Below are 13528 nucleotides of genomic sequence, written 5' to 3'. Positions count from 1 at the left end.
GGGGCGCCCGCCGTGACGGCTGACGTGAGGGTCGACGACCCCGCCCACCCCGCGCCCCTCGCCCCCCTCGCTCGCCTTGCCCACCTGCGGCGCAGCCCGCTCGGCCACCGCGCCGAGGAGTTCGAGGCCCGCTCCGTCCCCGGCCCGCACGGCGTGCGGCTGCGTGAGGTCCCCTACCTCGCGCAGTTGAACCTGCGCGTGGACCCGGCCAGCCCCGCCGCCGCCCGCGCGGGCCGGGTACTGGGCACGCCCCTGCCCGCCCGCGCCGGCCGGGTCGCGGTGACCGGGGGAGTGCGGGTGCTGTGGCTCGGGCCTGACGAGTGGCTCGTCGTCGGCCCGGACGGCGCCGCTCCGGCGATCGAGCGGTCCCTGCGGCAGGCGCTCGACGACGAGCCGGGCCCGGCCGGCGCTGGCGCATCGGCGGTCCCGCCCGCCTCGGTCGCCTCGGTGGTCGACGTGTCCGCCAACCGGACCACGCTGGAGCTGTCCGGCCCTTCCGCCCGCTCGGTGCTGGAGCAGGGCTGCTCCCTCGACCTGCACCCGCGCGCCTTCGGACCGGGCAAGTGCGTCCAGACGACGGTCTCCAAGGTCCAGGTGGTGCTCGACCAGTTGGACGCCGAGCCGAGCTACCGCCTGCTGGTGCGCGGCTCCTTCGCCCAGTACCTCGCCGACTGGCTGCTCGACGCGATGGAGGAGTACCGGCGCGGCGACGCGTGAGGCACCGGCCCGCCCCGGGGCGCGGCGCGCCCGCTCCCCGGCGGGCGCGGCCCCTATAGACGCCGCGGCCGCGCTCGTCAGTCGACGGCGGGCTCGCTCTACCCGGTGATCCAACGCCACGGGCAGGCCCAGCGCGAAGCCCTGCCCGGACCCGTCGCGCCCTGGCCAACTCTCCCCGACATCAATGACGTTGTGAACGGACCAGTTGTGCTGATGCGGTTGATACGCCGCCGTCAACTGCTGGATCATGTCCGCGACGGATGGGGGGCCAAGTGGACTGGTTCCACGGCGCGGCCTACGGGGCAGTCGGCGGCGCACTGATCGAAGCTCTGGTGTTCAACGGAAGGGTGCTGACCTGGCAGGCGGCCAGGCGACAGGCGCGGGAGGCGAAGCGGCGCAAGCTCCCGCCGCTGCGCGCCTACGTCGACCCGGCGGCGGACGCGGCCGCGGCGCTCAGCCGACTCCTGCTGGGCGCGCTGGTGGGCTGGCTGCTCCACACGCAGGTCACCGGCCTGTACGCCGCCGTCGCGGCGGGGGCCTCGGCCCCGGCGCTGCTGCGGCAGCTGGGATCGCTGCGGACGGTGCAGGAGGTCATCCAGGGCGGCACCGCCGGTGCGGGGGAGCGGAACCCGGATCCGCCGGACTCCGTCCCACCCGTGTCCGCGCATCCGCCGATGCCGGAGACGTCCGGGGAGGTGGGAAGTTGAGCTTCCGCAGGCGCTACCTCGACTCGCTGCTGTCCGCGGATCCCCGCACCGCGTCGGACCTGGCGTCCCGCCGCGCGCCCGGGGTCGGCTGGTGGCGGCGCTACCTGGCGTCGCTGCTCGACGTGCCCGCAGTCGCGGCCTCGTCCCAGCGCAGGCCCGCCTTCGAGTCCGCTGCGCAGGTCGGCGTCGAAGGCCACACCCCGGATCCCCGGCGGACACCGTGGGCACTGTTCCAGGCCGACACCGAGAACCGGAGCGCTTCGCCGCGTCGGCGCGGCCAAGCGCGCGCGGTACCGGCGGGTACCACCACCCCCCGCGGGAGCGTGATCGCATCGGTGCAGCACGCCTCGGCCCAGCGCCCCGGGCCGTGGCGCTGGGCGGTCGCCGCAGCCGTGGCCTGTGTCCTGGCCGGCGTGGTCACGGTGACGTTCCGCCAGCCGTCGGGGCCGGGTCAGAGCCTCCCCGCACCGACGCCCACGGTCGGATCGACGGCCTCCTCGGGCCCCACCGGCGACGCCAGCGCACCCCCCGTGACCGAGGAGCCGTCGCCCTCCGACTCGACGGGGCCGCTGAGCGGGAAGGTCGTGTGGCAAGGGACGCTGACCTTCGCCCCACAGCCGGGAACCGACGACCTGTCAGTGGTGGCGAAGCCCGCCACGCCGTCGTTGGCCGACGGCACGACCCTGACGCTCTGTGGGTCGACATGCCGGCCGCCTGTGATCGACGGCGAACTGCTCGCACCCTGGACCGGGCGGAAACCGCCGACCTTCGACCAGTGCCTGACCGCCCTGACCAGCGGAGCGGCAGGGAGCTCCGTTCCCGTGTCCGCGGGGCGGACCGCGTGCTTCGCCACCAGCGCCCACACCATCGGCTTCTTCACGGTGCTCACCACGTCCCCCGCGGTCTCCGCCAAGGGACAGCTCTGGGCTGTCTGAGGAGGACGGCAGGCCGGCACCGAGGCCCGCCGGCGCCCGCGTCACCCGCTTGCCCGGCGTGGCTGGGTGGAGCAGGCAGGGGCTGTTTTCCTACGGTGCGGACGGGGGGCGTCTCCCGTCCGCGGAGGTAGACAGAGGAAGACAGGTGCGTGCGTGATCGCGCTGGCCGTCAGCATGGGGACGCTGCTGGCCTGGGCGCTGGTCGCCGCCCGGCTGACCCGCTGGAGCATCACCGCGCCGGTCGCGCTGACCGCCGCCGGCGTCGCGCTGACGGTGGGTCCGCACCCGCTGGTCCGGGTGGGCCTCACCACCAACGACGCGGAACACGTCGTGGAGATCATCCTGGCCGTGCTGCTGTTCACCGACGCGACCGAAGTGCCCGCCGGCGTCTTCAAGGCCCAACGCGGCCTGCTGATCCGGCTGCTGGTGTTCGCCCTGCCGTTGAGCCTGCTGGCCGCGACGCTGATGGGCGGCCTGCTCTTCCTGTTCGACTGGTGGCTGGCCGCCCTCTTCGCGGCGGTCACCGTCCCCGTCGACCTGGCCCCGGCGGCCGAGCTGATCCGCGACTCCCGGCTGCCGTCCTGGCTGCGCGGCGTGCTGACCGTGGAGAGCGGCCTCAACGACGGCATCGTCGCCCCGGTCTTCCTGCTCTGCCTCGCCGGCGTGGAGACCCACGGCACCTCCCCGGGCCCGGCGTCCGACTCGGTCGGCCACGCCTTCGACCAGCTGCTGTGGGCGGCGGTGGCCGGCGCCCTGGTCGGCCGCCCCGGCGGCTTTCTCCTGCGCCGCGCCTGGCGGGCGCGCTGGACCACACCCGCGGCGACCCGGCTCGGGCTGCTCGCCGTACCCCTGCTGGCCTACGCCGTGGCGGGCGTGCTCCACGGCAACGGCTTCGTCGCCGCCTTCGTCGCCGGCCTGTTCGTCCGCCCTGAGGTGCCCTCGCTGCCGCCGAAGGCACTCACCCTGGTGGAGGACGTCGGAACGCTGATGTCGCTCGCGCTCTGGTTCGTCTTCGGGCAGCTGGTCACCCAGGCGTTCACCGGCGAGTTCGACCCGCGCGTCGTCGCCTACGCGGTGCTGACCCTGACCGTGGTACGCGCCGCGCCCGTGCTGCTGTGCCTGATCGGCACCGGGCTGGACCGAACCGACCGCCTCGTCCTCGCCTGGCTGGGCCCGCGCGGGCTCGCGTCCATCGTGTTCGGACTGCTCGCCTTCATCGGCTTGGCGCCGGTCGACCCGCACGCCGCCGACCTCGTGGGCCAGGTGATGACGATGACGGTCCTGATCAGCCTCGCCCTCCACGGCCTCAGCTACGGCCCCCTGGCCGCCCGCTACGCCCTCGCACGCGCCCGCGCGACGGCCACCGAGCCGACGTGAAGCGGGACCCGTCCACCAAGCGGGCTCACTTGTTGTGGGCGATCTCCCAGACGTAGCCGTCGAGGTCCCGGAAACTCGCGGTGCGCGGGCCCCACGGGCGGTCCATCGGGCCGTTGAGGAGCTCTATGCCGCGGGCGGCGAGCTCGGCGCACCTGGCGTCGACGTCGTCCACCTCGACGGTGAACACCAGGCGCACCCCGGCGTCGCGCGAGGCCGCGGTGGCCGGCTCGACGAGCTCCGGCACGTGCGTCGTCTGGAGCAGGTTGACGACGGTCGGGCCGAACCCGAAGACGACGGACTGCGCGTCCTCGAACAGGATGGGGGCGTCGAACACGTCCAGGTAGAACCTCTTCGAGGCAGCCAGGTCCTCGACGAAGAGGGTGTTGGCGGCGATGCCCTTGGCCCATGCGGTCATGACGGTGGTTCCCCTCTCGCGGGTGGCGACGACGAGCAGAGCCTACGACCCCCCACTGACAACGCACCCGCGCCGACCGGTCCAGCGCGCGTCCGCTCGGCCCGCCAGGCGGGCTCGGCGAACCCGGCCTAGCGTGACAGGGGAGCGCACGCTCACAGCCGGGGCGCTCGGCAAGGAGCTGATCATGATCAAGTGGGTGTTGGCCGAGGCCAATGTCAGCGTCGCCCCCGAGCACGAGGCGCGACTGATCGCCGCCTACCACCGCCTGATCGCCCAGCCCCTGCCGGACGGCCTGCTCCAGACGGAGCTGCTGCGCGGCCAGGACGGACGCTGGCGAATCCAGACCCTGTGGCGGGACAGGGTCGCCATGGACGTCATGCGGGGCTCGTCCCAGGGGCCCACCGCGCCCCGCCTCTTCCACGACCTCGACGCGGAGCCCGAGTTCGAGATCTTCGAGGTGGTGGACGAGTGGATCACCGCGGAAGCGGGCAACCAGCCGTGACCACCCGCCGTACCAGTCGAATCACCGCTTTCGCGGGCCGTACGCAGGAGCCACGCGACGCCATGCCCCTAGCTAAGGAGAGAAGGCCGTGAGCCAGCAGCAACCGAGCTTCGAACGGGACATCCGCCCGCTGTTCCGGCCGAAGGACGTCGAGGCGATGTCGAAGGCTTTCGACCTGTCCGCCTACCAGGACGTACGGGACAACGCCGACAGGATCTACCAGGCGCTCGCGAACGGCGTCATGCCCTGCGACGGCGCGTGGACATCCGAGCAGACAGGTGCATTCCACGCCTGGATGGAGGCGGGCTACCCCCGCTGAGCCTGCCGTTGCCGCGCCTTGGCGGCAGAGGTAGCGTCGGCAGCGTTGGGCCCACGCAGGAACGGAGCGTGACATGGTCAGTCTTCCCGTCCGGGACCCGAGCACCGACGAACTGCTGACGCCCGCGAACGCGGCCCTGCTGGTGATCGACTACCAGCCGGTCCAGGTGAAGTCGATCAGGTCCATGGACCAGGACCGCCTGGTGCGCAACATCGTCCGCGTCGCCCGGATCGCCGTCGCGTACGGGCTTCCGATGGTGGTGTCGACGGTGAACGTGGCCACCGGCCGCAACGCCCCCACCATCGAGCCGTTGCAGAAGGTGATCGGCGATCTCGAACAGATCGACCGCACGAGCATCAACGCCTGGGAGGACGCCGACTTCGTGGCGGCGGTCAAGGCGACGGGGCGCAAGAAGCTGCTCCTGACCGCGCTGTGGACCGAGGCGTGCCTGACCTTCCCCGCCCTGGACGCCATGCGCGAGGGGTTCGAGGTCTACCCGATCGTCGACGCGGTGGGCGGCACCTCCGTGGAGGCCCACGAGGCCGGGCTGGCGCGCGTCGCCCAGGCCGGCGCGCAGCCGGTCAGCTGGGTGCAGCTGATCTGCGAGCTCCAGCGCGACTGGAACCGCGCGGCGACCCGGGACGACTTCACGTCGATCCTCTTCGAACACGGCGAACCGCCCGACTGACCTGGTGCCCCTGTGCGCCGGTGACCATGTGACCCCGTGCTCGCGGGGGAGTGTCCATCCCCGCAGGCCCAGGGTCACGGCGCGTCCCGCTCACTGCCGATTCAGCCGCCCGCGCCCGCCGGGGGCGACTCGGGCCGGGCGGGCACCGTGAAGGCCTCTGTCTGCGCCCGGGAGTCGGCGAGCGTCGCGTAGCGGCGTGTGGCGGGCACGGTGGCGCGCTCCGCGACGAGTTCCCGCGCCTGCTCCGGGAGCACAGGGCGGCCGATCCCGCCCGCACCGGCTCCGGGGACCAGCGCCTCGGCCACCTCCTCGGGCCTCGGCCGCCGCTCCGGATCCTGGTGCAGGCACGAGGGGACGACCTCCGCCAACGGTGCGGGCAGTCCCGTGAGACGCGGCCGGCCGGCCCGGATGTTCGCGACGACGGTCGGCGTGTCCCGTCCCCACGGGCTGCGGCCCAGAACCAGGTGGGCGAGGACGGTGCCCAGGGAGAACACATCGCTGGCAGGCGTGAAGGCGGGCTGTCCGCGCAGTTGCTCGGGGGAGGCGAAGGCGGGGGTGCCGGTGAAGCCGTCACGTGGCTCGGTGAGGCGTTCGATCTGCGCGATGCCGAAGTCGATGACCCGAGGGCCGTCCTCCGTCAGCAGCACATTGGCCGGCTTGAGGTCGAGATGCACGATGCCCTCGGCGTGGATGGCGCCGAGGGCGACGGCGATGCCCGCCCCCAGCGTGCGGACCAGATCGACGTCCAGCCTTCCGCAGTGATCGAGGAGTTCCTGGAGCGAGGGGGCGGCCACGTAGGGCACCGCCATCCACGGCACCGGGCCCTCGATGTCCGCGGCGATCACCGGCACCGTGAAGCGGCCACCGACGCGCTGCGCCGCCCGCACCTCGTGGGCGAACCCCTGCTTGACCAGGGGAGCCGCCGCGAGGTGTGCGTGCAGCGTCTTGACCGCGACCATCAGCCCGTCCGGATCCTGGCACAGGTAGACACGCCCGAAGCCGCCCTCGCCGACGCTCTCCAGCACCTCGTAGGCGCCGAAGGCCGCTGGCAGCTCCGCCCCGGGGGCGGGTCGTGCCCGCTTCATCTTCCGCCAGGTCCCGATGGCCGCGGCCTGGTCGTGCATCGCGGTCCGGGCGGCCGGTGCGCCCGCGGGCGCCGGCACCGGCGCGTCCGGTCCGCCCGTGGCGGGCGGCTGCTCGTCCCCGACCACGACCAGCTGCGCCGTCGCGGGTGCGCCATCCCCGAAGACGTACGCCTGGACGTGCACGTCCCCGTTCCGGCCCCCGTCCCCGTCCCCGCCCTTCGGGCGGGAGACGTAGACGCCCGCCAGCCCCAACCGCTCGCAGAGGGCCGCTTCTTCGGCGGTGGGGCGCAGGTCGTCGCGGGCGAAGCAGAGAGCCGTCGCGACGTGCCCTTGCCCGGACAGCTCCCGCAGCACGGTCGTCCACCACTCCACGGCCCCGTCGCGCCAGGTCGGGTCCGCGCTGTCGTCGACGACAGCGAAGCGGGTCGCGTGGGACGCGTCGGCCTCGCGTACCAGCACCGCGCACGCCGTCCGTGCCGTGGCGAGCAACGACTCGGCCAGCAGCGTCACGGTGCGCTGTGCGACGTGGAGGGCGGGGCGCTCTGCCATCCGGGCCAGCTCCTCGCGCTGGCCGAGGAGCACGTCGTACTCCGGCGAGCCGGGCCCCTGGCCTCGCAGTTCCAGGCACGCGAGCACCTGGCCGAAGCAGTCGGCCGCCGCCGCGTGGTCGCCCGCCCTGACCGCCGCCTTCGCCTGCGCGGAGCGCGCGGACAGGGTCTGGGCGCTGTCCGGGCCGTGGACTTGCTCGCACAGTGCGGCTATCTGGCCGTACATCCGCCCGGCACGCCGGAAGTCGCCTGAGGCCTCCACCGCGGCGGCGGTCGCGAGGACGTCGGCCAGGCCCTCGTCCCCGCCCTCGTCGCCGAAGGGGAGCCCGCCGGCCACCTCGGCGTAGCGCTGACGGGCGATGTTCGCCGACGGGTGCCCGGGGCCGAGTGCCTGCTGCGCTGTCTTCAGCATCCGGGCGAACGTGCGCAGCGCGGCCGCGTTGTCGCCGCCCTGCTGCTGCCAGTAGCCCATCTCGCACAGCAGGGTGACCGCGGCCTCGGCGCGGCCTTCCCGCTCGGCGGACCGGTGCATCTCCTCGTAGCGGCGCACGGCCTCCTGCGTCCGGCCCGCGCGGCCGTGCCAGTGGGCCAGTTGATGCCGGGCCAGTTCGGTGTCCTGGTGGCGCGGCCCCTGGGTCCGGCGCCGGTCGGCCAGGAGTCGGGCGAACTGCTCCACCGCGGCCTCCGGCTGGCCGGACTCACCGGTCCAGTGGGCCAGTTGGTGCCGCAGCGCCAACGTGTCGGCCTCCTTGGGCCCGAGGACGTGTTCCGCGCGCGCCACCAGTTCCGCGTAGTGTTCGGCGGCCTGCGCCGCGCCGCCCAGGTTGCCGATCGACTCGGCGGCCCTGCTGGCCTCCCGCAGTGATGCGACGGCCTCCGCGAGGTCGTCGTCCGCACCGACGCGACCTGACGTGGTCTCACGTCGCCTGCCGAACCACTTCACCAAGCCCACCCCGATTGTCGTGTTCGGATGCGTACCGAGTGACCAGTATGCCCAACCCAATCGTTTGCGCCAATCGTTTGCGCAAGCCGGGTCCGGCGCACGGTCCATTCGGCAACTCGCCCGCTTCCAGGCGGATTTACGGTGTCGGGGTGGAGCGGCTGCCTCGATGCGGCAAGTGACTTCGAAACTTGCTGAAAGTATTTGCGGATCCCTTGACGCGCCCGCTGCCAGGCGAGATCGTCGTCGCCCGAAGCACTGTGCCCCCGGGATGGCACAGTGCGTCAGGCAGGCCGGAGCTCCCTTGCCGTTCCCCCACCCGATCCCGAGGTGCCGGCGTCATGGCTGTGCGGACGCATGCCGTGTGCGCCGGCCCCTCCGCCTGCCCAGGAGGCCGCCCTCCCATGCGCTCCCGTTCTCCTCGATCCCCAAGACCAGGCCACAGACCCTTCCGGCGGGGCCGAGGCTTCCGCCGCACGGCCACGTTCGCCGCGGCCCTCGCGCTCGTCGGCGGCGTCGCGGTCTCCCGATCCGCGCCGGCCCGAGCGGACACGCCGACACAGGTGAGCCTGCCGGGGACGTTCGACACGGCCATCGGCTGCTCGGCGACCTGGCAGACGAACTGCGCACAGGACCAGATGACACTCGCGGCGGACGGCCGGTGGAAGGAGTCACTGAGCCTGCCCGCGGGGAGCTACTCCTACAAGGTCGCCATCGACGACGCCTGGACGGTGAACTACGGCGCGGGCGGGGCGCCGAACGGCTCGAACATCAACATCACCGTCCCCACCGGCGGCGAGACGGTCACCTTCGTCTACGACCCGGACACCCACGTCGTCACCGACAACTCCGCGATGCCGGTCGTCACCGCCACCGGCGACTGGCAGACCGCGGTCGGGTGCACCACCACCTGGTCCGCCACCTGCACGACCACCACCATGACCGACCCGAACGGAACCGGCGTCTCCACCTGGTCCACCACCGCCATCCCGGCCGGCACATGGAACACCAAGGTCACCCTCGGCCAGTCCTGGACCACCAACTACGGCGCCGGCGCAGCCGCCAACGGCGCCAACATCCCCTTCACGGTCCCCGCGAGCGGCGACACCACGACCTTCTCCTACAACGCGTCCACCCACCTGCTGACCGTGGTCAGCAACGCCGGCGCAGCCACGCCGCTGAACACCCTCGGCGCGCTCTACACGCCGACCGCGACGACCTTCCGCATCTGGTCCCCGGACAGTTCCAACGTGACTCTCGGCGTCGGCGGCACCAGCTACACCCTGAGCCCGACCACCCTCCCCGGCTACTCGGGCGTCTACCAGACGGTGGTGGCCGGGAACCTGCTCGACCAGGACTACCAGTTCTACGTGGGCGGCGCGGCCGTGCCCGACCCGTACGCGCAGATGGTCGTGCCCGGCACCACCGAGGGCGTCGTCGTCGACACCGCCGCCGTCACCCCCACCGACGGCGGCTGGGACCCGCGCCCGGCGCTGGTCAACCGCACGGATGCCGTCGTCTACGAGCTCAGCGTCCACGACTACACCGTCGACCCCAGCTCGGGCGTCGACGCCGCCAAACGCGGCAAGTTCCTCGGACTGGTCGAGAACGGCACCACCGACGACGGCGTCAGCACCGGGATCGACCACCTCAAGCAACTGGGCGTCACCGCCGTCCAGATCATGCCCGCGTTCGACTTCGGCAGCACCGTGCCGAACTGGGGCTACGATCCCGTGGACTACAACGTCCCCGAGGAGCAGTACTCGCAGTTCACCGCGCCGGAGGACCGGATCCGCGAGTTCAAGGACATGGTCAACGCCTTCCACAGGAACGGCATCCGCGTGATCATGGACGTGGTCTTCAACCACACCTACACCAAGAGCGTGTTCGGCAACATCACCGGCAAGTACTACACGGCGACCGACCTGTCCGGCACCGGCGACTCGATCGACGACGGCAACCCGATGGTCAGCCAGATGATCCAGGACTCGCTGGAGCACTGGGTCCGCGACTACAACGTCGACGGGTTCCGCTTCGACCTGGCGGGCGTGCACTACTACAACAACGCGTACACCTGGGCGGACTACCTGGAGACCACCTACCCCGACCGCGACCTGATGTTCTACGGCGAGCCGTGGAACGGCGGGGCCAGCGACCCGAACGAGGCGCAGAAGGTCCGGTACGGCACCATGCCCGCCCTGGCGCCGGTCCACTTCGGGGCCTTCAACGGGGTCTACCGCGACGCGATCAGGGGCGGCACCAACGACAACGTCATGGCGTTCATGGGCGGCAACGGCAACCCCTCGGCCATCGCGTTCGGCATGACCGGTTCCCCGACCGACGCCGACAGCACAGCGCCCGTCTCCTCCAACCTGTGGACGCCCGCGTTCGCGCTCAGCCCCGAGCAGACGATGAACTACGTGTCCATCCACGACAACCTGAACCTCTACGACAAGATCACCTACTCCGGCGCGACCGGCGGCGCGACCGGGACCGCCGGCGCGATCGACCGCCTCGCCGTCGGCACGATCCTCACCTCCCAGGGCATCCCGGTCATCGCCGAGGGCGACGAGTTCCTGCGCTCGAAGGTCGTGAACGGCGACTACACCACCGCGATGAACTCCTACGACGCCCCCGACTCGGTCAACGCGATCCACTGGGGCGACCTGATCACCAACGCGACCATCGACACCTACTACAAGGACGCCATCGCGCTGCGCAAGGCCACCGCCTCGCTGCGCCTGACGACCTGGTCGGCCGTCAAGAACCAGATGACGACGCAGGTCAACGGTTCGGTCGTGGTAGCCGAGATCAGCTCGAACCCGGCCGCCCCGACCGCTTACGACACCGTCGTCGTGGTCAATCCCACCACCAGCGCCTACAACGCCACCCTGCCGGCCGGAACCTGGACGAAGGTGCTGAACGCCAACGGCACGACATCCGCCACCGGCACGTCCTGCGACCCGCAGGCCGTGACCGTCTTCACCGCCGGCTGATCCATCCGAGCGCCGTCCCCGCAACGGCAGCACGTGTCGACCCCCGGCGACGCCGGGGGCCGACACGTGACGGCGCCACCCTGTACGCGGAGGCACCGGGTGACCCACTCGATCGGACGCGACGGCGCGCAGCCCCGTGCCGGTCTTGCTGGGATGGGGTCGTCAAGCGTGGACCCGAGCCGAAGGAGCGCGCCATGCCCGGCAACGGCATCGCCGGGGGACGACCCGGCCGTCGTGCTGGGCGACAGGCGGCGGTAGAGGCCGCGCGCCACGCACCGGCGGAGTGCGCATGACCGCCGAGTCCGACGTGCCGGAACGCCCCACCGGGACCGACTTCAGCACGGCACGTCTGGAGGCGTTCAGCGACGGCGTGTTCGCGATCGCGATCACCTTGCTGGTCCTGGACCTGAACGTGCCCCAGCCCGACACCCTCCACGGCCAGTCCCTCGCCCGCGCGCTCGCCCACCAGTGGCCCGCGTACTTCGCCTACCTCGTCAGCTTCCTCGTCATCGGGATCATCTGGATCAACCACCACGCGATGTGCGCCCTCGCCCGTCGCGTCGACCGGCGCACGCTGTTCGCCAACCTCTTCCTGCTGCTCACGGTGTCCGTCATCCCGTACCCGACCCGCCTGTTGGCCACCTACCTCACCGCCGCGGACGACAACGCCCATACCGCCGCCGCGATCTACGCCGCCACGATGGTCGTCATGGGAGCGGCGTTCTCCCTGCTGTTCCTGTCCTTCACCCGCGACGCCCGCACCCTGCACACCCCCATCCCGCCGGCAGACCTCAAGGCCGCGATGCGCCGCTTCAGCACCGGGGGTCTGGCCTACCTCGCCACCGTGGCCCTCGCCTACGTCAGCCCCGTCGCCATGCTGGCCACCCACGCCCTCCTCGCGGTCTACTACAGCTTCGACCAGCTGGCACCGGCCCGCCGCAGAGGCTGACCGCCCTGGTCGACAGCACGATCCGCCCGCCGCCGGAGGCCGGCCACGTCCGCCCAGAGCCCCACCGACTTGAAGAGTGGATCAAGGAGCGCGACGATGCGTGGGTTGTCGAGATCCGGGGAGGCATCGTGAGTCTTGGGACCGTGGCGATCACGGGGGCGGCCGGCACCATCGGTTCGGTCGCCCGGGAAGCACTGCGGGGTGAGGCGGACCGGCTGATCCTGCTCGACCGGGTGCCGCTGCGTCAGGAGGCCGAGAACGAGGACACCCACTGCGTGGACCTCCGGGACGCCGCCGCGGTGGAGGCGGCTCTCGCGGGAGCCGACCGCGTGCTCCACCTGGGCGGTGTGCCCGACGAGGCGCCCCTGCCGGACCTGCTCGAAGCGAACGTGCTCGGCACGCACCACGTCCTGGAGGCCGCGCGGCGCACCGGGATCGAGCGGGTGGTGCTGGCCAGCAGCAACCGCGTCACCGGGTTCTACGCCACCGGGCACCTCACCGGTCCGCAGGAGCCGGTGCGTCCTGACGGCCTCTACGGGGTGAGCAAGGCGGCGGTCGAGGCCCTCGGGCGTCTCTACGCCGACAAGTTCGGTCTGTCCGTGATCTGCCTGCGCATCGGCAGCTTCGAGCGCGTGCCCGCGGAACCACGTCACCTGGCGACCTGGCTGAGCCCGCGGGACGCTCTCGGCTACATCCGCGCAGCCCTGACGGCGCCGCCCTCCACCCGCTTCGCCACCGCGTACGCCGTCTCCGCCAACACCCGCCGCTTCTGGGAACTGCCCGACCCCGCGGGACTGGCCTACACCCCCGTCGACGACGCCGAACTGCACGCCGGGGCCATCCCGGGCGCGGATCGGCCGGCCGACCCGGCCGCGCCACAGGCCGGCCCCTACGCCCTCCCCGAGTTCACCCTCAGGCATCTTCGACCCTGACTGGCTTGGAGCCGCGACTCTCACGCACACCGCGGTCTCCGTCTGACGGACCACCACATGCGCGGGGTCCGGGATCTCCGTTTGGCGCAGCAGCAGGTGTGTCGCGGCGCGTCGACCGCGATGGTGGGAAGCAGCGCCAACCACAACGGAACAGGGAGGCCCCTATGCACCTCGGTCGACGCACGCTCCTGACGATGGGCTGTGCATCCGTTGCCGCCGTGGTGCCCGGCCTGGCCGGTTGCTCCAAAGGGGCGAAAGCTTCCGCCACGCGAGTGCCGTGGGGCCGGGCCCCGGCGGCGGCCGACCGTGCCGGTGGCGCGCAGGCGCGGCGCGTGGCATCGGTCGACCTGATCGGGGACGGCTCGATGGCCGACACCGGCCCCCAGCCGAACCAGCCGGTGCCCCGGCGTCTGGAGGC

At 72.3% G+C, this 13528-nt stretch carries 12 protein-coding genes and 1 pseudogene; 11 read left to right on the top strand and 2 right to left on the bottom strand.

Annotated features, from left to right (window positions below; translation table 11 throughout):
- The 4 genes from TR50_RS38665 to TR50_RS38650 form a co-directional block, all read left to right on the top strand.
- Positions 1-717 (top strand): sarcosine oxidase subunit gamma (locus TR50_RS38665; protein ID WP_369405813.1); only part of this gene is annotated, 717 nt, incomplete at its 5' end.
- 260 nt (positions 718-977) lie between these two features.
- Positions 978-1424, top strand: a complete 447-nt coding sequence (locus TR50_RS38660) for a hypothetical protein (RefSeq protein WP_236654770.1) — start codon at positions 978-980, stop codon at positions 1422-1424.
- Positions 1421-2359: a hypothetical protein gene (locus tag TR50_RS38655; protein WP_042433843.1), complete on the top strand. Its 939-nt coding sequence runs from the start codon at positions 1421-1423 to the stop codon at positions 2357-2359. The genes TR50_RS38660 and TR50_RS38655 overlap by 4 nt, the downstream gene beginning before the upstream one ends.
- Before the next feature lie 153 nt (positions 2360-2512).
- Positions 2513-3736, top strand: coding sequence for a cation:proton antiporter (locus TR50_RS38650; RefSeq protein WP_042433840.1), 1224 nt, complete (start codon positions 2513-2515; stop codon positions 3734-3736).
- Positions 3737-3761: 25 nt separating this feature from the next.
- Here TR50_RS38650 and TR50_RS38645 read toward each other — a convergent pair whose 3' ends face one another.
- Positions 3762-4151 carry a VOC family protein gene (locus TR50_RS38645; RefSeq protein ID WP_042433837.1) on the bottom strand — a complete coding sequence of 130 codons (390 nt, stop codon included), beginning with the start codon at positions 4149-4151 and terminating at the stop codon, positions 3762-3764.
- 184 nt (positions 4152-4335) lie between these two features.
- Between TR50_RS38645 and TR50_RS38640 the strand changes: the two genes are divergently transcribed.
- From TR50_RS38640 to TR50_RS38630, 3 genes are all read left to right on the top strand, one after another.
- Positions 4336-4653 carry an antibiotic biosynthesis monooxygenase family protein gene (locus tag TR50_RS38640; protein WP_042433835.1) on the top strand — a complete coding sequence of 106 codons (318 nt, stop codon included), beginning with the start codon at positions 4336-4338 and terminating at the stop codon, positions 4651-4653.
- An 88-nt stretch (positions 4654-4741) separates the two neighbouring features.
- Positions 4742-4972 (top strand): hypothetical protein, encoded by a 231-nt coding sequence (locus tag TR50_RS38635; protein WP_042433832.1) that lies wholly within the window; start codon positions 4742-4744, stop codon positions 4970-4972.
- Between the two features lie 73 nt (positions 4973-5045).
- A complete protein-coding gene (locus TR50_RS38630; RefSeq protein ID WP_042433829.1) occupies positions 5046-5660 on the top strand; it encodes a hydrolase in 615 nt (204 codons plus the stop codon).
- 101 nt (positions 5661-5761) lie between these two features.
- Here the strand turns inward: TR50_RS38630 and TR50_RS43345 are convergent, their stop codons facing one another.
- Positions 5762-8236, bottom strand: coding sequence for a protein kinase domain-containing protein (locus TR50_RS43345; protein ID WP_236654772.1), 2475 nt, complete (start codon positions 8234-8236; stop codon positions 5762-5764).
- A gap of 560 nt (positions 8237-8796) precedes the next feature.
- Here TR50_RS43345 and TR50_RS49940 point away from each other — a divergent pair.
- From TR50_RS49940 to TR50_RS49500, 4 genes and pseudogenes are all read left to right on the top strand, one after another.
- Positions 8797-11229 carry a pullulanase X25 domain-containing protein gene (locus tag TR50_RS49940; RefSeq protein WP_052441813.1) on the top strand — a complete coding sequence of 811 codons (2433 nt, stop codon included), beginning with the start codon at positions 8797-8799 and terminating at the stop codon, positions 11227-11229.
- A 289-nt stretch (positions 11230-11518) separates the two neighbouring features.
- Positions 11519-12178 (top strand): TMEM175 family protein, encoded by a 660-nt coding sequence (locus TR50_RS38615; RefSeq protein WP_042433826.1) that lies wholly within the window; start codon positions 11519-11521, stop codon positions 12176-12178.
- Between the two features lie 128 nt (positions 12179-12306).
- Positions 12307-13110, top strand: a complete 804-nt coding sequence (locus TR50_RS38610) for an NAD-dependent epimerase/dehydratase family protein (protein ID WP_236654769.1) — start codon at positions 12307-12309, stop codon at positions 13108-13110.
- Between the two features lie 164 nt (positions 13111-13274).
- Positions 13275-13528: pseudogene (locus TR50_RS49500) on the top strand (hypothetical protein); the annotation flags it as partial.

It is taken from the genome of Streptacidiphilus anmyonensis, assembly GCF_000787855.1.
In the GTDB taxonomy this organism is placed as follows: Bacteria; Actinomycetota; Actinomycetes; order Streptomycetales; family Streptomycetaceae; genus Streptacidiphilus; species Streptacidiphilus anmyonensis.
This window is presented reverse-complemented; position numbering and strand designations above follow the sequence as displayed.